Raw genomic sequence first — 20724 nt, forward strand, 5'->3', positions numbered from 1 at the left:
GGGGACGGCACGAAGCCGGGCCGCGTCGATCACGGTGTCGCAAGGTTGCGAATCACCCTCGCCGAGACAACCCGACCACCATACCGCAAGGACATCGCGCACCCGGAATCGGCACACCACCTGCGTCGAGAGAGTTAGGGGCGGGTGGGGGAAGAGGCACAGGGCGGGTGGGGGGAAGAGGCACAGCGGCGCGAGCCGGGCCGGTCACGTACCCTGGACAGGTTGCCGATCGCTCGTCCCGCCGAAAGGGTGTTGCAGTTGACCGCCTCCAGCCAGGGCGTCGCCGCCGAGGTCGCGCGCAGACGCACCTTCGCGGTGATCTCCCACCCCGACGCGGGCAAGTCGACGCTCACCGAGGCCCTCGCCCTGCACGCCAGGATGATCTCCGAGGCAGGCGCCATTCACGGCAAAGCGGGCCGCAGATCCACCGTCTCGGACTGGATGGAGATGGAGAAGGCGCGCGGTATCTCGGTCAGCTCCACCGCCCTGCAGTTCAACTACCGCGCGGCGGGCTCGGACCAGGACAGTGTCATCAATCTGGTGGACACCCCCGGTCACTCGGATTTCTCCGAGGACACCTACCGGGTGCTCACCGCGGTCGACGCCGCGGTCATGCTCATCGATGCCGCGAAGGGTCTGGAACCGCAGACGCTCAAACTGTTCCAGGTGTGCCGCCACCGCGGCATCCCGGTCATCACGGTGATCAATAAGTGGGACCGGCCGGGTCAGGCCCCGCTGGAACTGCTCGACGAGATCGCCGAGCGCATCGGGCTCACCCCTACTCCCCTATTCCTGCCGGTCGGTATCGCGGGCGATTTCCGCGGCCTGCTGCGGCGCGGTCCCGAGGGCGAGGCGCGCGAGTACATCCGCTTCACCCGCACCGCCGGTGGCGCGACCATCGCCCCCGAAGAGTCACTGACGCCCGAGCAGGCCGCCGCACGCGAGGGCGAGGCGTGGTCCACCGCCGTCGAGGAGAGCGAACTACTCGCGGCCACCGGTCAGGATCACGACCAGGAGATGTTCCTCGCGGGCCAGACCTCACCGGTCATCTACGCCTCGGCCATGCTGAATTTCGGTGTGCGCCAACTGCTGGAGACGCTGGTCGCGCTGGCCCCCGCCCCGGCGGCGCGCGCCGATATCAACGGCAATGCCCGCACCACCACCGATCCGTTCAGCGCGGTCGTGTTCAAGGTGCAGGCGGGTATGGACGCCGCGCACCGCGACAGGTTGGCGTTCATGCGGATCGTGTCGGGCGAGTTCGAGCGCGGCATGGTGGTGACGCACGCGCAGACGGGTCGGCCCTTCGCCACCAAGTACGCGCTCACCGTCTTCGGCCGCGAGCGTTCGACGGTGGACACCGCCTATCCGGGCGATGTGGTGGGTTTGGTCAATGCCACCGCATTGGCACCGGGGCACACGCTGTTCGTGGACAAGAAGGTGGAGTTCCCGCCCATCCCGTCCTTCGCCCCTGAACATTTCGCGGTGCTGCGCGCCAAGAGCGCGGGCAAGTACAAGCAGTTCCGCAAGGCCATCGATCAGCTCGACTCCGAGGGCGTGGTCCAGGTGCTGCGCAACGACATTCGCGGCGACGCGTCCCCGGTGCTGGCCGCGGTGGGTCCGATGCAGTTCGAGGTGGTCACCGCGCGCATGCAGGCCGAGTTCACGGTGGAGACCCAGATGGAGCATCTGGGTTATTCGCTGGCCCGACGCACCGATGCCGCCTCGGCCGACGAATTGGGCAGGCAGCGCGGCGTCGAGGTGTTCACCCGCAGCGACGGGGTGCTGCTCGCGCTGTTCAGCGACAAGTGGCGACTGCAGTACATCGAGAAGGAGCATCCGAAGCTCACCCTCGAACCGCTGGTCGCCACCGCCGACTAGCGCGGTTCGGGAGCGCGCGGCGGCTCCGAACCCGGTTCGCGTTCGACCGAGGCGATACCGTCCTCGCGCGCGATCAAACCCCATCTGCTCGAGGTCAACCGCAGGCTGGGCAGATCGCTGAGCGAGAGCACCACCTCGTAGGTGCGCTCGTAGCCGGTGTGCGCGATCCGCCAGCGGCCGTCGGCGCAGCGCACATAGCGGTCGGTATAGAAGGCCGCGCCCCGCAGCAGCATATTGTGGCCGGGAATCAGCACCGTATCGGCGAGATACCAAGTGCCGCTGGCGGTATCGCCGTCCACATCGATCTCGGGATGATCACAGCGGTGTTCGGTGATGACATGGGGCCCCAGCGTATTGCGCATGAAAGCCAGGAAGGCGTCGCGGGATTCGAATTGCAGGTACTCGCTGTAGGTCGCCGTGGCCTCGGGAATCATGGTGTCGGCGAACTCTTCCCACGATTTGGTGTCGAGCGTGCGCAGATAGCGGAACTTCAGCCTGCTGATGGCGGATAGGTCGGCCCATGTGGGATCGGTGTGCGGACCGGCCTCGCGCCGATCCGCCTCGGCCTGCTCCTCCTGTGTGGCCTGCGACTGAGTCAGCCCGATCGCGTCAGGCGATGTCGCGGCCTGCGCATACCTCGGATCCCGCTCCCCGGACTCGGTCCCGCCGCTTCCCTGATCCATATCTCAACAATCCCATCCGTCGCGCGCCGCCCTAGCCGGATTGCTCGATTTGTATCAGATTGCTATGACAAACGGACGGAAAATCGCCAGGAAAAGCGGTGGCACCCGGGTCAGAGAGTGAAACAGGTACGGCAGAAGTCGGCGCCGAATTCGGTGAGCCGCAGGCTCTTGCGCACGATCTTGGGCGCGCGACCCGCCTTCTTCAGCGCGGCCTCCACCACGGGTTGCACCTCCAGGACCATGTAGCGGCTGAGCACCACCGGATCCTCGGAGGTATGGGTGAGGCCCAGACGGTTCAGGTTGATCAGGTACATGCGGGAGCGATCCGGATAGCGCACCCCGGCCTGTTCGGGCACCGAGGTCAGATCGCCCTGCACCAGCTCCGATCCGATGCCGAGCGGACGATTGGTGCGCACGTCGACCGAGGGTTGCGCACCGTTCTGCGACATGAAACGCAGGATGCGCGCCTCGTCGGGGGCCAACTCGTCGAGGATGCGGTCGTAGGCGGGATGCACGTCCTCGGTGAAGTAGACATCGGCCGAACGGGCCAGCAGCGAATCCCCGCGCCTGCGCAACTCCTCGCCGTTGGCCGAGCGGACCCGCCCGCCCGGCAGCGGGTGCGGCCCGCCGGTGCCATTGGAAGTCGGTACGTAGCTGACGATTTCGCGCACCGAACCCTCGGTGACGCCCAGTGCGCTGCGGGCGATCGAACGCAGCGCGTTACCGGTGCGCTCGGCCAGATCGGTCGAGGATTCGCCGTCCAGCGCGGCCTGGGTGATCTCGCGGGTCACCTCGAAGGTGGTCTCGACGGCCCAGCGACTGCCGCGCACCGCAGAGCCCGCGGCCATCCCGGCGGCGCGGAACACGCCGCGAATGAGCCTGGCCTCATTGCTGATCTGCCGCGATTCGGCATCCGAGCTACGCTCCACGGCGCGGGAACCGGCCCTGGCCACATCCTGTCCGGCCCTGTCGTCTGTCACGTCCTACTCCGATGCCCAAGTGAACGAATCCGTTCACAGAGTATTGCCTGATGGCCGGTCCGGTATGTCGAACCCCCGACCCGCGCCGACCTGCCGCTCACTGTGGTCGCCGTCATTCTCGCCGCCCGTCGAGACCGGTGCGACATTCCGGGGAGCCACTGTGACCGATATCTCCGACACGCGGGCCGTGACTGCGACCATAGGACTGTCTGGGTCGATCGGCGCAGCACACCGGGTCGACCGGTTGACGTAGTGCTACCTTGGGGTGCCGGTGAGGCGGCGATCACCGGTTTATCGGCAGGAGGGTGTCGTGCTAGAGAGCGGGTCCGGAATCCTGCTGGAGTTGGGGACGATCCCGCTGTTCACCGGCATCATCGGCTATATCACCAACTGGACCGGCATCCTGATGCTGTTCCGGCCACTGCGCTTCCACGGTGTGCGGGTGCCCGGCCTGCGGTGGCTGTTTCCCTTCCTGCCCAAGCGAATTCAGGTACTGCCCCTGTTGAGCTACGACGGCCGCCTCGGCTGGCAGGGCATCGTGCCGTCGCGGGCGGACAAGATGGCCAGCATCGCGGTGGACAAGGGCCTGGCCAAACTCGGCAGCGTCGCCGACTTCTACCGCGAGATCGAACCCGACCGCCTCGCCGAACATTTGGCCAGGGTCGCCGACAATCGCATCCACGACATCGTCGAGGAGATCCTGCGCCGCGAACATCCGCAACTCTGGTACAACCTGCCGGTCCAGGTGCGAGATATGGTGCACGCCAGGGTAAGTCAGCAACTGCCCGAGATCCTGCGCGAACTCACCGAGGAACTGGGCAACAACATCGATCAACTGCTCGACGTCAAGCAGATGGTCATCCGCTACTTCCAGGCCCGACCCCAACTGCTCAACCAGTTGTTCCAGGTGCTCGGCGCGAAGGAACTGCGGTTCATGCAGAATTTCGGCTTCTACTTCGGCGCGCCCATGGGTGTCGCGCTGGTCGGCCTGCTGCACGTGACGCACTGGCCCGTCCTGGCGGTGCTGCCGATCGGCGGCATCGTCATCGGCTGGGTGGTCAACTGGGTCGGCATCAATATGATCTTCGCCCCCGCCTACCCGAAGTGGTGGTGCCCGTGGCGGCAGGGCCTGCTCATCAAGCGACAGGACGAGATCACCGCGGGCTACGCCGAATTGGTGTCCTCCGAGGTGATCACGGTGGCCAATATCGGCGACGAACTGCTCAACGGACCGCGCTCGGACCGCACCCAGCAGATGCTCGAGGAGATCCTGCGCCCTGCCGCCGATCGCGCCCTCGGCCCGGCAAGGGGGGCGGTCAAATTCGTGCTCGGCGGCCGCGAATACGACCAATTGTCCGCGACACTGACCAGCGAGGCCATGTCCATCGCGCCGATCGCCTTCGCGGATCCGGAATTCAATGTCCAGCAGGGCAAACAGGTCAACGAGTACATCGCCAAACAGATGGCGGCGCTGAGCCCGCCCGACTTCGTGGAGATGCTGCGCGCGGCGATAAAGCAGGACGAGTGGTTGCTTTTCCTGCATGGCGGTGTGCTGGGCCTGATGGCCGGATACGCTCACATTCTGGTCTTCGGAACGGAAGTGGCAACGGCATGGTGGTAGGCGAATCCGCCGGGGGCGGCGGTGAATCCGCAGATCGTGGCGGTGAATCCGCGGAGCGCGGCGGCGATCTCGAAGCGGCGGATCGCGCGCGGGCGTCATCGCGGGAACTGGTCCGACAGCCCGACCCGACCGCCCCGTCCGGGTCCGGCGGTCCGCTGCGCACGGTGCGCGGCGCGACGGGCGTGGCGCGGGTGGCCTGGAGCGCCGCCTCCGGCGTCACCGCCTGGGGGATCGATACCGCGCTGGGTGTGGCGGGCACGGTGGTCAAGAGCAGTATGGCGGGGACGCCGCCGCGTGAGGTCTTCGCCGAGGCGCAGGCCGAGGTGCGCGAGGCGGTGCGCCGCGCACTCGGCATCGCGGCGCCCGCGGCGGATTCGGATGCCACCGCGGTGCCCACCCTGCGCGAACAGGGGGCGGCGCTACTGCGCAAATCGGCCAATCCGCACGGGGAGCAACTGGATTCGCATCCGGCCTTCGCGAGCATGCTCAGCGAACTGACTCCCGACGAGGCCCGCATCCTGCGTTTCCTGCGCCTCGACGGCGCGCAACCCGCCATCGATATCCGACTCGGTCGACCGAGGGCGCTGGGCGCGGAGCGAATCGTGGCGGGGCTCAACCTGATCGGCGAACACGCCGGATTGCGCTTCCCGAACCGCATCCAGCAGTACCTGACCAACCTGCGGCGGCTCGGACTCATCGAATTCCATCGGGATCCGGTGGACGACCCGCACCGCTATCAGGTGTTGGAGGCGCAGTCGCCGGTGCGAGAGGTGCTCAAGCGCTCCGGATTCGGGACCAAGGTGTACTACCGCAGTATCGCGCTCACCGGATTCGGCGGCGATTTCGTGCAGACCTGTCTGCCGGTGGTGCAGGACGGCCGGGCCTCGGGCACGCAGTGACTTCTCAGCGGGCGGCGGCGATCATCGCGCGCAGGCTGCTCGCCGACAGGTCCCTATTGGGGATCTGCTTGTCGTTGACGAAGACGGTCGGCGTCGCGTTGACGCCGGTCGCGAAGACCTGTTTGGTGTTCTCGCGCAGCGGTTTATCGTATTTGCGGTCGGTGATGCACTGCGCCACAGCGGGATCGGTGTAGCCCGCGGACTTGGCGATCTCGATGAGCGTGGCATCGGGCAGACCCGCGCCGCCCTCGGCGGGCTGCTTGCCGAACAAGCTCTCCAACCATTGCTGATAGTGGCCGGTGCCGGAGCTCGCCACGCAGTAGGAGGCATTGCCCGCGCGGGAGGAGTACTGGTCGGTGGAGGCACGGTCCAGGAAGGTGATGATGTTGTACTCGACGGCGGTCGATCCCTCCTTGACCGCGTCCATCAGGACCTGGCCCGCGTCGCGCTCGAATGCCTTGCAGGCCGGGCATTGCAGGTCCGCCACCAGGCGCACCGTCACCTTGGCGGCGGCCGGGCCGACGCGCACCGCGCCATTGAGTCCGAAGGACCCGCCACCGGCGCTCGCACCGCCCGTCTCGGCGGCTTGGGCGACACCCGCGACGCGGGTGCCGCGCAAGTGCACCAGCGCGCCGACACCGATCGCCCCGACCGCGACCAGCACCGCCACCACCGCGAGCACGATCAACCGCCGATCGCGGCCGGGCCGCGGCGGCGGGGTCGCCTGGTTCGGATAGTCCGCCGGGTTCGGATCAGACACGGACACCACTCCTCGGTCGCCGGATATCTCGCCGGCCAACGATAGCGGTTCGGCCCCTGATCGGTGTCAGACGCCGTCGGCCAATTCCAGCCAGCGCTCCTCCGCCGCCTCTTTCTCGGCGATGAGCTGCTTGAGCTCGGCCCCCAGGGTGATGAGCCGGTCCGGGTCCGTCGCGGCGTCGACGAGTGCGGCGTGCAGCTTGCGCTCCCGCTCGTCGAATTTCGCGATGGCGCGCTCCAGGCGGGTCAATTCTTTGCGGGCGGCGCGGTAAGCGGCGGAATCGGTGGCGGCCGCGGACTTCTGCTCGGTCCGGCGGGTCGGGGCAACGCTCAGCGCGGCGCGGCGCTTCAGATATTCCTCGATGCCGCCGGGCAGGTTGGTGAGGCGGCCGTCGCCGAACAGCGCCCAGGTCGAATCGCAGATGCGCTCGACCAGGTAGCGGTCGTGGCTGATGACGACCAGGGTGCCCGCCCAGTTGTCGAGCAGATCCTCCAACTGCTGCAGGGTATCGATATCGAGATCGTTGGTCGGCTCGTCCAGCAGTAGGACATTGGGCTCCGCCATCAGGATGCGGGTCAACTGCAACCTGCGGCGCTCGCCGCCGGACAGATCGCCCACCGGGGTGCGCTGGCGGGCCGGGGTGAAGCCGAGCCGCTCGGCCAGCTGGCCTGCGGAGATCTCCTTGTCGCCCAGCATGATCCGCTGCGCCACCTGCTGCACGGCCTCCAGGACGCGCAGGTCGGTCGGCAGGTCGTCCAGTTCCTGGCGCAGCCAACCGATCTGGACGGTCTGCCCCTGGATTCGCTTGCCCGAGACCGGATTCCCCTCGCCCGCGAGGGCGCGCAGCAGGGTGGTCTTGCCCGAACCGTTCACACCGACCAGACCGACACGCTCACCCGGCGCGAGCCGCCAGGTCAACTCGTGCACCAACTCTCGGCCGTCGGGCGTGGCCAGGGTGGTGTCCTCGAGTTCGATCACCACGCGCCCCAGCCGCTTTCGCGCGAACGCGGCCAGCGAGACGCTGTCGCGCGGGGCGGGCACATCGGCGATGAGCGCCTCGGCCGCCTCCACCCGGTAGCGCGGTTTGGAGGTGCGGGCCTGCGGACCCCGACGCAACCAGGCCAGTTCCTTGCGGGCCAGATTGCGGCGACGGGCCTCGGAGGCATCGGACTGCCTGGCCCGCTCGGCGCGGGCAAAGATCCAGTCGCCGTAGCCGCCCTCATAGGTCTCGACCTTGCCGCCGACGACCTCCCACGTCCGGGTGGCGATGGTGTCGAGGAACCAGCGATCGTGCGTGACGACCACCAGGGCGCTGCGCCGGGCCAGCAGGTGGGCGGCCAACCACTGCACGCCCTCGACATCGAGATGGTTGGTGGGCTCGTCGAGCACCAGCAGATCCAGGTCGCGCACCAGCGCTGCGGCCAGCGCGACCCGCCTGCGCTCACCACCGGACAGATTGTCCACAATGGTGTCCAGGCCCAGGCCCGCGATACCGATTCCCTCGAGCACGGTGCGGATGCGCGGATTGGCGGCCCACTCGTGCTCGGCCACCTCGTGGTCGGCGAGCGGATCGCGCCCCGGCTCGTCGGCCAGACCGGCCAGCACCACCGATCCCACGCTCGCCCCCTCGGGCAGCACCCCGCGCTGGGTCACCACGGCCATCCGCAGTCCGCCGACCCGGCTGACCCGCCCGCTGTCGGGTTCCTCCAGCCCGGTCAGCACCTCGAGCAGCGTCGTCTTGCCGCCACCGTTGAGCCCGACCACCCCGATCCGCTCACCCTCGTGCACACCGAGCGACACATCCTCGAGCAGCGGTGCGATACCGAAGCTCTTGTGCACCTGCTCCAGGTTGATCAGGTTGGCCATGGATCCTTCCGATTACCTCTAGAAAACGCGCCGCGAACCACACTGGGATGCGTCGCTACCCCCGCGTCAGCGTACCTAGGCGTACCTCCGCCTTCGCTGCGGCCATGCGCAGGGCGTCGGTCAGGACCTCGGCGCTGAGCATCTCGGTCGCCTCGTAATTGTACGTAATCATGTACAACTGCGAGGACGAGCGCGACGGAACCACAGCGGATGGGCCGACTACTTGTGGTGGCAGACCCAGGACCGCGAAGTTCTGAAGCGGATCAACAAACTGATCGAGGACATCACCCGCAATGGGCACGACGGCATCGGCAAACCGGAGCCGCTGCGCCAGAACCTGGCAGGCTACTGGTCGCGCCGGATCACCCAGGAGCATCGGCTCACCTACGCCATCGAAAATGATGATTCAGCCGTCATCATCGCGTGCCGCCACCACTACGAATGATGCGCTACCACCGCAAACCTCCGGAAGCCCTGCAAGGCAAGGATATACGGGTAGATCCGGTGGCCGGTCGGGCGCTATTCGGTTGCGGCGGTTCAGGCACGGCGGATAGGGTGGGGGCACTCTGAAACGGGGCTCTCCGAGAAGTACTGCCGCAGAATGGGAGCCCTACCTCGATGAGGTCTGAGGGGGCGGCGCGATTTGTCGACCCCTTTTTCTCGGAGGAATCATGTATTACGGTGTTGGGCTGCCGATTTCGGATCCGGCGCGGCTGGTCGAGTGGGCGCGGCGGGCGGAGGCGGGACCGTTTCGGACCGTCGGGCTGCTCGATCGGCTGGTGTACGACAATCCGGAACCGCTGATCGCGCTGGCCGTACTGGCGGGGGCGACAGAGCGTATCCGGGTGCAGACGGAGGTGCTGCTGCCGCCGCTGCGCGATGCGGCGCTACTGGCCAAGCAGGTCGCCACCCTCGATCGAATGTCGGGTGGGCGGTTCGTCCTCGGCGTCGGCGTCGGCGGGCGGGCGGACGACCATCTCGCCTCGGGCACGGACCTGCGCACGCGGGGCAAGCGGCTCGATGAGCAGATCGGCCTGATGCGCAAGCTGTGGGCGGGCGAACCGTTCGGCGCCGACTGCGGCCCGATCGGTCCGGCGCCGCTGCGACCCGAAGGTCCGGAAATCCTCATCGGCGCATTCCAACCCGCCGCGCTGGCGCGGATCGGGCGCTGGGGCGCGGGCTTCCTCTGCGCCGCCCCGCCCGCGTGGGCGGGTGGATTATTCGATCGGGCGCGCGAATCGTGGCGCGAATACGGTCGCGCGGGCGAGCCGCGCATCGTCGCGCAGGTCAACGCGGTCCTCGGCGACGATGCGCTGATCGCCGAGGCGCGCGCGGCCATGGGCGGGTACTACGCCCTCAGCGGGCGGGCGGAGTACATGGTCGAGGGCATGCTCACCACACCCGAGCAAGTCCGTGCCGCGGCAAGCCAATTCGCGGATCTTGGGGCGGATGAGCTGATGTTCTACTGCTACGGGAGCGCATCCGAACAGGTGGACCGCCTGGCCGACGCGCTCGGCTGATTCAGCGCCCCGGCGCGTCGACGACGCGCGCGCCGGGGACCGGCCCGGCGGCGGTGCGGATGCTACGGCATACGCCCGCCCCGGCCAGTTCGGCGGCCACCGAGACGGCGGCCTCCTCGCTCTCGCACAGGAATGCGCAGGTGGGGCCGGATCCGGAGACCAGGCCGGCGAGCGCTCCCGCCGTGACACCCGCGCGCAGCGTCCGGCGCAGTTCGGGTTTCAGGGACAGCGCGGCGGCTTGCAGATCATTGCCGAGCAGGGGGGCGAGCCGGCGCGGGTCGCCGGAGGCCAGAGCCTGCATCAGGCCCTGTGGTTCGCCGAGGCGGGGCGGTGTCCCGTTGGCGCGCAGGCGATCCAGTTCGGCGTAGACGGCCGGGGTGGACAGTCCGCCTTTGGCCAGCGCGATCACCCAGTGAAAGGTGTTGCGGGACAACACCGGCAGCAGCCGCTCGCCGCGACCGGTGCCCAGCGCCGTCCCACCCTGCAACGCGAAGGGCACATCGCTGCCGAGTTCGGCGGCGAGCGTGGACAATTCGTCGCGGCCGAGTCCGAGATCCCACAGCTCGTTGAGCCCGACGAGCGCCGCGGCGGCATCGGCGCTGCCGCCCGCCATACCGCCCGCCACCGGAATGCCCTTGTTGATGGCGATCTCCACCAGCGGCGCGCGCCTCGCCAGGTGGGCCAGCCGCACGGCCGCCTTCCACACCAGGTTGGTCCGGTCGGTGGGCACCTGGGCCGCGCCCTCCCCCGTCACCCGCACCGCGAGGGTGGCGGCCGGGGTCAGTTCCAGGTCGTCCCCGAGGGATAGCGCCTGGAAGACCGTGGTCAGGTCGTGGTATCCGTCGGCCCGCAGCTCACCGACGCCGAGGTGCAGATTCACCTTCGACGGCGCGCGCACGGTCACGGGGCTTGGCACAACTGACAACACGAGTTTCAAGAATAATGGGCGCGGTCGGTCGAGGTCGCCCGAAGACCCTGCGCGATCGATCCCGGTGCGGGACACCACTTGCCATCAAATACCTATAGGGGGTATGTTCCGAGTTGTCGGGAACATACCCCCACACCGTATGATCATCGCGAACGAAGGAGCGGACATGTCCACCAGCACCTACACCGTCACCGGAATGACCTGCGGCCACTGCGTCGGCTCGGTCAAGACGGAAATCGGCAAGATCGACGGCGTCACCTCGGTCGATGTCGACCTGGCCACCGGCGCGGTGCACGTCCAGAGCGCCGCCCCGCTGGCCGATGCCGATATCGTCGCGGCGGTCGACGAAGCAGGCTACGAGGTCGCCGTCTGATGCAGGAACGACTCAAGCTCGCCGCGTTCGGCGGCGGGCTGGTCGTGCTGTTCGGCGCGGCACTCGGGATCGGCGCACTGGTAGGCGAGCCCGAGTCCGCGCCGGAACACGACATGGCCACCCACGAAACCCACACCGCGCCCAGCGACGAGACCGGACTGGCGGATTCCCGCTCCGGCTACACCCTCACCGACCTGACCGCACCGACCGCCCCCAATCAGGCCGGGCCGCTACGCTTCCGGATACTCGGCCCCGACGGCGCGGCCGTCACCGCCTTCACCCCGCAGCACGAGAAGAAGCTGCATCTCATCGTCGCCCGCACCGATACCACCGGCTACCGCCACGTCCATCCGGTCATGGACGACGCGGGCGCCTGGTCCATCGACTGGAACTGGTCCGCGCCCGGCTCCTATCGGGTCTTCGCCGATTTCGCGCCGGAGACCAAGTCGGGTCCGCTCCCGCTCACCCTCAGCCGCACCGTCACGGTGGCCGGTCCGGTCGACCTCCAGCCGCTGCCCCCGCCGGTCCGCACGGCGAATGTGGACGGCTACCAGGTGCGCATGGCCGGTGACCTGAGCACCGCGGGCAGTGAACTGCGTTTCACCGTCACCAAGGACGGCGCGCCCGTCACCGACCTCGATCCGTACCTCGGGGCGTACGGTCACCTCGTGGCCCTGCGCGGCAGCGACCTCGCCTACCTGCACGTCCATCCCGAGGGCGAGATCGGCCGCACCCCGCCGGGTCCCGAGATCGCCTTCCACGCGCAGGCCCCGAGCACGGGTCAGTATCGACTGTTCCTCGACTTCTCACACAGGGGCAAGGTGCGCACCGCGGAATTCACCGCCGAGGTGACGGGCGCGCCCGCCGCCGCAGGCGCGCACGGACACGGCCACTGATGTCCGCACCCGCCGAACCGCGCACGATCGAACTGGCCATCGGCGGGATGACCTGCGCCGCCTGCGCGGCGCGGGTCGAGAAGAAGTTGAATCGGATCGAAGGTGTGGCGGCCACGGTCAACTACGCCACCGAGAAGGCGAAGGTCAGTTTCCCGCAATCGGTTTCGCCGGAACGCCTGATCGAGCAGGTGGTCGGCGCGGGCTACACCGCCCGACTGCCCGAGCCGACCGAGGCCGCCGAACAGCCACTGCCCCTGCGGCGGTTGGTGTTCAGCGTCGTCGCGGCGGTGCCGATCATCGCCGTCGCCATGGTGGGGTGGCTCCAGTTCCCCGGCTGGCAATGGGTTTCGCTGCTGCTCGCCGTGCCGGTGGTGTTCTGGGGCGGAGCGGGCTTCCATCGCGCCGCCTACCGCAACGCCCGACACGGTGCGGCCACCATGGACACGCTCATCTCGGTCGGGACCCTGGCCGCCTTCGCCTGGTCGGTGTACGCGCTGTTCGCCGGGCCGGGCGGCGGATCGACCGCCGAGATGTCGGGTATGGGCGGGCTCACGACCGATGGCACGGCGCACGTCTACTTCGAGGTGGCCGCCGGGATCATCGTATTCCTGCTCGCCGGAAAGTATTTCGAGGCCCGCGCCAAATACCGGGCCGGTTCGGCACTGCGCGCACTGCTCGAACTCGGTGCGAAAGAGGTCTCGGTCCTGCGCGAGGATCGCGAAATCCGCGTCCCCATCGCAGAATTGGGCGTCGGCGAGTTGTTCCTGGTTCGCCCCGGCGAGAAGGTGGCCACGGACGGCACTGTGGTGGCAGGGTATTCGGCACTCGACCGCAGCCTGCTGACCGGTGAGTCCCGACCCGTCGACGTCGCGCCCGGCGATACCGTGACCGGCGCGACGGTGAATTCCGGCGGCCTGCTCACCGTGCGCGCCACCGTCATCGGCGCCGAGACCCAACTCGCGCGGATGGCGGCACTGGTCGAGCAGGCGCAGACCGGCAAGGCCCCGGTACAGCGGATGGCCGACGAGGTGGCGGGCATCTTCGTCCCCGTCGTCTTCGCCATCGCCCTGCTCACCCTGAACTTCTGGATCGCGAGCGGCGCGGGCGCGGCCGCCGCGGTCGGTGCCGGGGTGGCCGTGTTGATCATCGCCTGCCCCTGCGCGCTCGGGTTGGCCACGCCGACGGCACTGCTCGTCGGCACCGGACGCGGCGCTCAACTCGGCATCCTCATCACCGGTCCGCAGGTGCTGGAATCCACTCGCCGCATCGATACCGTCGTACTCGACAAGACCGGCACCCTCACCACCGGCGAATTGGCGCTCACCGGAATCGTTCGCGGTGGCGCTGTCGACGACGAGAAGCTACTCGCCCTCGCGGCGTCGGTGGAGTACGGATCACAGCATCCGGTCGCGCGCGCCATCGTCGCGGCAGCGGACGAACATGGGATCGAGCGAACGGCCTTGACGCGGTTCATCGACCATCACGGCCGAGGCGTCCGCGGGCACGTCGACGGGCACGAGGTAGTCGTCGGACGCGCGGCACTGCTCGCGGAGAATTCGATCGAAGTCTGCGACCATCTCGTCGCGGCGAAAGCCGATGCCGAGGCGGCGGGCGATACCGCCGTATTCGTGGCGTGGGACGGCCGCGCCCACGGCGTCCTGACCGTCGCGGACACCCTCAAACCCACCAGTGCCGCAGCCATTTCGGAGCTGCACGCCCTCGGACTGCGGACGGTCCTGCTCACCGGCGACAATGCCGAGTCGGCCCGTGCGGTCGCCGCCCGCGTCGGCATCGACTCCGTCATCGCCGATGTCCTCCCCGAGCAGAAACTGGCCGCCATACAGGATCTCCAGCACCAGGGCCGCACCGTCGCCATGGTCGGTGACGGCAGCAATGACGCCGCCGCCCTCGCCCAATCGGACCTCGGCATCGCCATGGGCACCGGCACCGATGTGGCCATCGAGGCGGGCGATATCACCTTGGTCGCGGGCGACCTGCGCGCCGTGGGCACCGCGATCCGCCTGTCCCGCAAAACGCTGCGCACCATCAAGGGCAACCTCTGCTGGGCCTTCGGCTACAACATCGCCGCCATCCCCATCGCGGCCCTCGGCCTGCTCAACCCCATGCTCGCCGGGGCCGCCATGGCCCTGTCCAGTGTCTTCGTGGTCAGTAATAGCCTGCGCCTGCGCAACTTCCGCTGACGCGCACCGGGACAGTCAGCCCTGTGCCGCCAAGCGGACGAAGGCGGCGGTATCGAGAGTCTCGCCGCGGGCGGTCGGATCGATACCGGCGGCGCGGAGCCGACGCTCCGCCTCGACAGCGGAGCCCGCCCACCCCGCCAACGCCGCCCGCAGCGTCTTGCGGCGCTGCGCGAAGGCGGCATCGATGACCTCGAAGACCCGACCGCGGTGCGCGGCATCCATGGACCACGGCGCTTCGGCATAGCGCTCGATGCGAACCAAACCGGAGTCGACGCGCGGAACCGGCCAGAAGACCTGGGTGCCGATCGCGCCCGCGCGACGCACCGTCCCGAAGAATCCGGCCTTGGCGCTGGGGACGCCGTAGGTGCGGTTGCCGGGTTCGGCGGCCAAGCGGTCGGCGACCTCCGCCTGAACCATGACCAAGGTGGTGGCGATGCTGGGCAGTTCGGCCAGCAGGTGCAGCAGGACCGGGACCGCGACGTTGTAGGGCAGATTGGCCACCAGTGCCGTCGGGGCGGCAGGCAGCTGGGCCGCCGCGACCCGCATGGCATCGGCCCGCACAACCGTGAGCCGATCGGCCAGCGCGGGCGCGCGATCGGTGACCGTCTCCGGAAGGTGCTGTGCCAGTACGGGATCGATCTCGACGGCGATCACCGCCGCCACCACGTCGAGCAGGGCCAGGGTCAGCGAGCCGAGCCCCGGCCCGACCTCGAGGACCGTGTCCGCGCGCCCCACCCCGGCGGCGGCCACGATGCGACGCACCGTATTCCCGTCGTGCACGAAGTTCTGCCCGAGCTGTTTGGTCGGCCGCACCCCGAACCGCTCGGCGAGCACCCGCACCTCGGCGGGTCCGAGCAGTGCGGCGCTGCCGCGCGCGGCGATCTCAGGTTCGGACACCGGAAGAACCTACCAACTACCCGACCTTGGTCAGGAACGCGTCCAGCGCGGCCCACATCCGGTCGTTGAGCTGGGTGTGACGGCCGGTGCCCGGCACGGTGCGGAAGTCGACGCCATTGGCGGCGAACTGGGCGGCCAGCGCGGCATGCAGCGGCGAGGGCACGGTGACATCGGTGATATTGACCAGCAGCAGGATCGGCCGGTCGTATCCGCTCGTGGGGACGGTCAGATAGTCGGTGTAGGCGGTGCGGATCGGCTCCTCCGCCAGCGGACGGGCCAGGATGTCGCCGACGCCGAGCCCTTTGACCCGCCCGATGATCCCGTCGAGGCATTTGGCGCCGACCTCGTCGAGCACCGATTTGCCGAGCGGGGTCAGGTACTGGTCGACATTCACGTCGGGGCGGGCGGCGCGCAGCCCGGCCAGGATGCTCACGAAGAAGCTCATCGCGCCATCGGTATTGGGCAGCACCGGGAAGCCCGGCCCGGTAATGGGGAGCACCTTCTCCACATCGGATTCCGGATCGATGGCGACGGTGCCGCGAAAATCCAACTCGGGCGCGTAGGTCCGCTGCAGGTGACCGGTGCCGAGCGCGGCCTGACCGCCCTGCGAGGCGCCCACCACACCCCAGGTGCGCGACAGTTCGGGATGCGTGGTGCGCGCGGCGCGCAGCAGATCGAGGGTGGCCGTCGCCTCGGTGCGCAGTTCCAGGTACGGGTGCGGGCCGGTATCGAAGGCGCCCAGACCGAGGTAGTCGGGGGCCACCACCGCGAAGCCCCGGTCGACCATGTGCTTGATCAGCTCGTCCTCTTTGTCGAGGATGCCCCGGTACGGATGGCTCGCGGGTTCGGCCTGTCCGCCGCAGCCCGCGCCGAGGCCGCTGGTGCCGTGGTCGTAGGCCATGATCGGCCAGCCGCCCTCCGGTGCGGGACCGGACGGCAGATACAGCGCGCCGCTGGCCGGGAGCGGGGCGCCCGCGGAATTCGTGGTCCAGTATTCGATGACGGATCCGCCGGACATACCGTGCCACCCGTCCGGACGCGCCGTCGCCGAGATCGGCGTCCCGGCGGCCGCGGCGGATGCGGGAATCGACTTGCCCGGCACGGGAACCGGTCCGGCGTGCGCGGGAATCACCTGCGACACAATCGCGCCCGCCGTCAATACCGCACAGGCCACCGTCGCCCGCAACCTCCGAACACCTCGCACCGCACACCTCGCCACTTCGGATCCGACACTGTCCAAACCCGGCGAGTGTACTGATCAACCAGGGCCAGCAACCATTCAGCCACTCTGAAGAGATCTCGATTGTCCGAAAACCGCCGGGGCACATCCGGTTCGCGCGACAAGAACGCGCCGTGCGAGCAAACCGAGCGCACTACCGCGTCGGAACTCAGTCGCCGATCCCGAGCCGACTGGTGCAGGCGGGCCACGCGCCCCACCCCTGCCGCGCCCTGGTGACTTCGGCGATGGCGATCTGCTCCTCCCTGGTCGCCATGTCGGCGCGCGGCGCGTATTTGGTTCCGCCCTGCCGCTCCCAGGTGCCCTGATCGAATTGGATGCCACCGAAATAGCCATTGCCGGAGTCGATACCCCAGTTGCCATTGGATTCGCAACGGGCCAACGCGTCCCAGATCGGACCGTCCTGGACCGCAGGCACCTCGGTGCCGGGTTTGACGCCCTTGCGCACCGTCCTGGGCTTCGCCGTCACCGTGACATTCGAGGAGATCGGTTGGCGGTCCACCTCTTTGCCATTGACCATGGTGACCGCGAAGGTGACGTCCTGAACGCCGGGTGCGCCCGCCGCTTCCACCACCGACCGGCTCATATTCATGGTCGGATCCTCGATGATCGAATCCGGCGGCTCGAGCCGAAGCCCCTTCTCCACCTTGGTCTCGACGCGTTTGCGCGTCACCACGACGCGCATATCGTCGGCGATCGGGGTGTTCGCGGCCGGCTCGACGCTGTCCTGTTCGATGAGCGGAATCCCCGCGGCGGCGAGGAATTCGCCGACGGTGGGCGCGGCGAGGCGGACATCGACCGGATTGCCGAGGCCGTCGAGCAGCGACACATTGTGCGGACCGACGACCCGCACGACCGCCCCGGATATGGGCAGCCTGTCGTCGCGGGCCGCGACGTACATATCCTTGGCGACATTCAACTGCGCGGCCGCCTCCCCCGCCGTGAGGCCCGTGGTCCACACCTTCTCGGGCGCTTTGCCCTCGATGGCCAACTCCACCTGTCTGGCGCGATTCAGCGTGATGATCCCGCCATTGCTGATGGCGGCGGCCAGCGCGGGCACCACCTTGTCGCGGTCGGACACTTCCAGGCCCGCCGCCTTCAGCACACCCCTGACATTGCGCGACATGGTGGTGAACAGCGCCCTCTGCCCGTCGACCACCACCGTCACCGTTTTGCGATTCAGGATCGCCAGGCTCGCGCCGACGATCAGCGTCACCAGCAACGCCGCGATCGCCGCGTACAGCAGCGGCGAGCGGGACTGGTTGATCCGCACGAAGGGGGACATGGTCACAGGACGATAACGAAGGAATCGGCGGTCGACAACAGTCACGTGCGGAGCTGGGCCTTTCGCGATCACGATCGGATATAGACGACGCAGGTAAATCACGAATCAGGACATGCCATGTGACCTGGACCACATCTGATTGTCCAGACCCCCTACCCGGCGCGTCGGATGCGCCGGGTGTGTCGAAGTGCGGAGGTTTCAGATTCCGTAGACGCGGCGCGCGTTCGCGGTACTCAGTTCGGCCAGCTCGACCGGATCCCGATCGCGCAGCTCGGCCAGCGCCCGCATGGTGTACGGCAGGCAGTACGGCTCATTCGGCGCACCGCGGAACGGGTGCGGGGTCAGATAGGGCGCGTCGGTCTCCACCAGGAACTGGTCATCGGGCACCAGCTTGGCCGCCTCGCGCAACTCGTGCGCGTTCTTGAAGCTCACCGTGCCCGAGAAGCTGAGGAGGTACCCCTCCGCGACGCACGCCAGCGCCATCTCGGCGCCCGAGGAAAAGCAGTGGAAGATCACGGTTTCCGGCGCACCCTCGTCGAGCAGCACGGTGAGCAGATCGTGATCGGCCTCACGATTGTGGATCATCAGCGGTTTGCCCACCTGCTTGGCCAACTCGATATGCCAGCGGAAACCCTCGATCTGGGTCTCGATATCCGCGCAGCCCTCCAGCTTTCCCGGCCAGTAGTAGTCGAGTCCGGTCTCACCGATCGCGACCACGCGGGGGTCGGCGGCCAGGCGGGTCAGCTCGGTGCGCGCGGCCTCGTCCAGGGCATCGGCGCGGGTCGGATGCAGCGCGACGGCAGCGAACACCCGATCGTCCCAATGCGCGGCTCGGACGGCCCACTGGGCGGCGGCCAGATCGTCGGCCACGGTGACCACTCGACCGACGCCCACCGCCGCGGCGCGATCCACCATGGCGCGCACCGACTCGGCGTCCTTCGCCCCGCACGCGTCGAGGTGGGTATGCGCATCGACCAGCGGCGCAAGGGGTTGCGGCGGTTCAGGCGCCGGACGCAGCTTGCTCATCGACGGGCTCCCATCGACAGCGCGGTCACTGGGCGGATATTCACGCGGAGCGAGACTGGCACGCGCATTACAGTAGAGGCCACCATGAATGCCGCCGAACGCCCCGCCTTCTACCTGACCACGGCCATCGCCTACCCGAACGGCGCGCCGCACATCGGCCACGCCTACGAGTACATCTCGGCCGATGCCATCGCCCGCTTCAAGCGGCTCGACGGATACGACGTCTTCTTCATGACGGGCACCGACGAACACGGTCAGAAGATGCAGCAGACCGCGCAGGCCGAGGGCATTCCGGTGGCCGAGCTCGCGGCCCGCAACTCCGATGTCTTCGAGGCGCTGGACAAGAAGCTCGATATCTCCTTCGACCGGTTCATCCGCACCACCGACGCCGACCACGAAGTGTCCAGCGTCGCCATCTGGGAGCGCATGCTCGCCAATGGCGATATCTACCTGGACAACTACTCCGGTTGGTATTCGGTGCGCGACGAGGCGTTCTACACCGAGGAGGAGACGACCCTCCGCGCGGACGGCTCCCGCGTGTCCACCACCACCAACACCCCGGTCACCTGGACCGAGGAGTCGAACTACTTCTTCCGCCTGTCGGCGTATCAGGATCGGCTGCTCGCGCTGTACGACGAGCGCCCCGAGTTCATCGCGCCCGCCTCGGCGCGCAACGAGATCGTCAATTACGTCAAGGCCGGGCTGAAGGATCTGTCCGTCTCGCGCACCACCTTCGACTGGGGTATTCCGGTGCCGGGCCATCCGGACCACGTGATGTACGTCTGGGTCGACGCGCTCACCAACTACCTCACCGGCGTGGGCTTCCCGGATACCGAATCGGCCGCCTACCAGCGGTTCTGGCCCGCGAACCTGCACATCATCGGTAAGGACATCACCCGGTTCCACACCGTGTACTGGCCCGCGTTCCTCATCTCGGCCGGGCTCGAGCCGCCGCAGCGGGTCTTCGCGCACGGCTTCCTCTACAACAAGGGCGAGAAGATGTCCAAGTCGGTCGGCAATGTGGTCGACCCCCTGGCCATCGTGGACGAATACGGCCTGGACCAGGTGCGCTTCTTCATGCTGCGCGAGATCTCCTACGGACAGGACGGCAGCTACAGCCACGAGGCCATCGTCGCGCGCGTCAATGCCGACCTGGCCAACGAATTCGGCAACCTGGTGCAGCGCAGCCTGAAAATGGTGGCGCGCGACTGCGGCGCGGCCATACCGACACCGGGCCAATTCACCGCCGAGGACCAGGCGATGCTGGACCGCGCCGCCGAACTGCTGGACCGGTGCCGCACTGAATTCGACGCCCAGCAAATGCATTTGGCGCTGGAAGCGATCTGGCTGACCCTCGGTGAGGCCAATCGCTACTTCTCGGCGCAGGCCCCGTGGACACTGGCCAAATCCGGCACCCCCGAGGATCTGGCCCGCGAGGCCACCGTGCTCTATGTGACGCTCGAGGTCGTGCGCATCGTGGCGCTGCTGGTACAGCCGGTCATGCCGGGTTCGGCGAGCAAGATCCTGGACCTGCTGGCGCAGCAGGGTCGCACCTTCGCCGATATCGGCACCCCGCTGGTGCCGGGTGTGGCGCTGCCGGAGCCGCAGGCGGTCTTCCCGCGCTACATCGAACCGAAGAACTGAGCTTCGGAAGGGCCTGCGGCGCAGGCCCTT

At 68.2% G+C, this 20724-nt stretch carries 17 protein-coding genes and 1 pseudogene; 9 read left to right on the forward strand and 9 right to left on the reverse strand.

Annotated elements, in window-relative coordinates; genetic code table 11:
- Positions 1 to 222 precede the first annotated feature (222 nt).
- Positions 223 to 1878, forward strand: coding sequence for a peptide chain release factor 3 (locus D5S18_RS08345; protein WP_439651094.1), 1656 nt, complete (start codon positions 223 to 225; stop codon positions 1876 to 1878).
- On the opposite strand, the pseudogene D5S18_RS08350 reads toward D5S18_RS08345, so the two are convergent.
- Together D5S18_RS08350 and D5S18_RS35610 are read right to left on the reverse strand one after the other, a co-directional pair.
- A pseudogene (locus tag D5S18_RS08350) lies at positions 1875 to 2390 on the reverse strand (nuclear transport factor 2 family protein); the annotation flags it as partial. The gene D5S18_RS08345 and the pseudogene D5S18_RS08350 overlap by 4 nt on opposite strands.
- A gap of 281 nt (positions 2391 to 2671) precedes the next feature.
- Positions 2672 to 3541 carry an Abi-alpha family protein gene (locus D5S18_RS35610; RefSeq protein ID WP_120039276.1) on the reverse strand — a complete coding sequence of 290 codons (870 nt, stop codon included), beginning with the start codon at positions 3539 to 3541 and terminating at the stop codon, positions 2672 to 2674.
- A 310-nt stretch (positions 3542 to 3851) separates the two neighbouring features.
- On the opposite strand from D5S18_RS35610, the gene D5S18_RS08360 reads away from it, so the two are divergent.
- Positions 3852 to 5162: a DUF445 domain-containing protein gene (locus D5S18_RS08360; RefSeq protein ID WP_162500972.1), complete on the forward strand. Its 1311-nt coding sequence runs from the start codon at positions 3852 to 3854 to the stop codon at positions 5160 to 5162.
- Positions 5153 to 6061, forward strand: coding sequence for an Abi-alpha family protein (locus tag D5S18_RS08365; protein ID WP_120039277.1), 909 nt, complete (start codon positions 5153 to 5155; stop codon positions 6059 to 6061). Before D5S18_RS08360 ends, D5S18_RS08365 begins: the two co-directional genes overlap by 10 nt.
- Positions 6062 to 6065: 4 nt before the next feature.
- Here D5S18_RS08365 and D5S18_RS08370 read toward each other — a convergent pair whose 3' ends face one another.
- A complete protein-coding gene (locus tag D5S18_RS08370; protein ID WP_120040370.1) occupies positions 6066 to 6821 on the reverse strand; it encodes a DsbA family protein in 756 nt (251 codons plus the stop codon).
- Positions 6822 to 6887: 66 nt separating this feature from the next.
- The gene (locus D5S18_RS08375; RefSeq protein ID WP_120039278.1) at positions 6888 to 8687 is read right to left on the reverse strand and encodes an ABC-F family ATP-binding cassette domain-containing protein; all 1800 of its coding nucleotides are present in this window, start codon (positions 8685 to 8687) and stop codon (positions 6888 to 6890) included.
- A gap of 178 nt (positions 8688 to 8865) precedes the next feature.
- Here D5S18_RS08375 and D5S18_RS08380 point away from each other — a divergent pair, with 178 nt between their 5' ends.
- Positions 8866 to 9132, forward strand: a complete 267-nt coding sequence (locus tag D5S18_RS08380; RefSeq protein ID WP_120039279.1) for a Txe/YoeB family addiction module toxin — start codon at positions 8866 to 8868, stop codon at positions 9130 to 9132.
- Positions 9133 to 9358: 226 nt separating this feature from the next.
- Positions 9359 to 10207 carry an LLM class flavin-dependent oxidoreductase gene (locus tag D5S18_RS08385; protein ID WP_120039280.1) on the forward strand — a complete coding sequence of 283 codons (849 nt, stop codon included), beginning with the start codon at positions 9359 to 9361 and terminating at the stop codon, positions 10205 to 10207.
- A gap of 1 nt (position 10208) precedes the next feature.
- Here D5S18_RS08385 and D5S18_RS08390 read toward each other — a convergent pair whose 3' ends face one another.
- Positions 10209 to 11135 carry a 4-(cytidine 5'-diphospho)-2-C-methyl-D-erythritol kinase gene (locus D5S18_RS08390; protein WP_120040372.1) on the reverse strand — a complete coding sequence of 309 codons (927 nt, stop codon included), beginning with the start codon at positions 11133 to 11135 and terminating at the stop codon, positions 10209 to 10211.
- A gap of 166 nt (positions 11136 to 11301) precedes the next feature.
- On the opposite strand from D5S18_RS08390, the gene D5S18_RS08395 reads away from it, so the two are divergent.
- From D5S18_RS08395 to D5S18_RS08405, 3 genes are read left to right on the forward strand one after another with little or no spacing between them, the layout of a single operon-like run.
- The gene (locus D5S18_RS08395; protein ID WP_120040374.1) at positions 11302 to 11508 is read left to right on the forward strand and encodes a heavy-metal-associated domain-containing protein; all 207 of its coding nucleotides are present in this window, start codon (positions 11302 to 11304) and stop codon (positions 11506 to 11508) included.
- The gene (locus tag D5S18_RS08400; protein ID WP_120039281.1) at positions 11508 to 12404 is read left to right on the forward strand and encodes a DUF8832 domain-containing protein; all 897 of its coding nucleotides are present in this window, start codon (positions 11508 to 11510) and stop codon (positions 12402 to 12404) included. The genes D5S18_RS08395 and D5S18_RS08400 overlap by 1 nt, the downstream gene beginning before the upstream one ends.
- Complete coding sequence (locus D5S18_RS08405; RefSeq protein ID WP_120039282.1) at positions 12404 to 14605, forward strand: heavy metal translocating P-type ATPase; 2202 nt, start codon at positions 12404 to 12406, stop codon at positions 14603 to 14605. The genes D5S18_RS08400 and D5S18_RS08405 overlap by 1 nt, the downstream gene beginning before the upstream one ends.
- A 15-nt stretch (positions 14606 to 14620) precedes the next feature.
- Here D5S18_RS08405 and rsmA read toward each other — a convergent pair whose 3' ends face one another.
- The 4 genes from rsmA to D5S18_RS08425 form a co-directional block, all read right to left on the reverse strand.
- Positions 14621 to 15502, reverse strand: a complete 882-nt coding sequence (gene rsmA / locus D5S18_RS08410; protein ID WP_120039283.1) for a 16S rRNA (adenine(1518)-N(6)/adenine(1519)-N(6))-dimethyltransferase RsmA — start codon at positions 15500 to 15502, stop codon at positions 14621 to 14623.
- Positions 15503 to 15518: 16 nt separating this feature from the next.
- On the reverse strand, positions 15519 to 16706 hold the full coding sequence (locus D5S18_RS08415; protein WP_239003626.1) for an alpha/beta fold hydrolase: 1188 nt from the start codon (positions 16704 to 16706) through the stop codon (positions 15519 to 15521).
- Between the two features lie 184 nt (positions 16707 to 16890).
- Complete coding sequence (locus D5S18_RS08420) at positions 16891 to 18024, reverse strand: resuscitation-promoting factor (RefSeq protein WP_120039284.1); 1134 nt, start codon at positions 18022 to 18024, stop codon at positions 16891 to 16893.
- A 198-nt stretch (positions 18025 to 18222) separates the two neighbouring features.
- Positions 18223 to 19050 carry a TatD family hydrolase gene (locus tag D5S18_RS08425; protein WP_120039285.1) on the reverse strand — a complete coding sequence of 276 codons (828 nt, stop codon included), beginning with the start codon at positions 19048 to 19050 and terminating at the stop codon, positions 18223 to 18225.
- Positions 19051 to 19134: 84 nt separating this feature from the next.
- On the opposite strand from D5S18_RS08425, the gene metG reads away from it, so the two are divergent.
- Positions 19135 to 20694 (forward strand): methionine--tRNA ligase, encoded by a 1560-nt coding sequence (metG, locus tag D5S18_RS08430; protein WP_120039286.1) that lies wholly within the window; start codon positions 19135 to 19137, stop codon positions 20692 to 20694.
- Positions 20695 to 20724: the final 30 nt, after the last annotated feature.

Origin of the sequence: Nocardia panacis, assembly GCF_003598715.1 — a bacterium.
In the GTDB taxonomy this organism is placed as follows: domain Bacteria; phylum Actinomycetota; class Actinomycetes; order Mycobacteriales; family Mycobacteriaceae; genus Nocardia; species Nocardia panacis.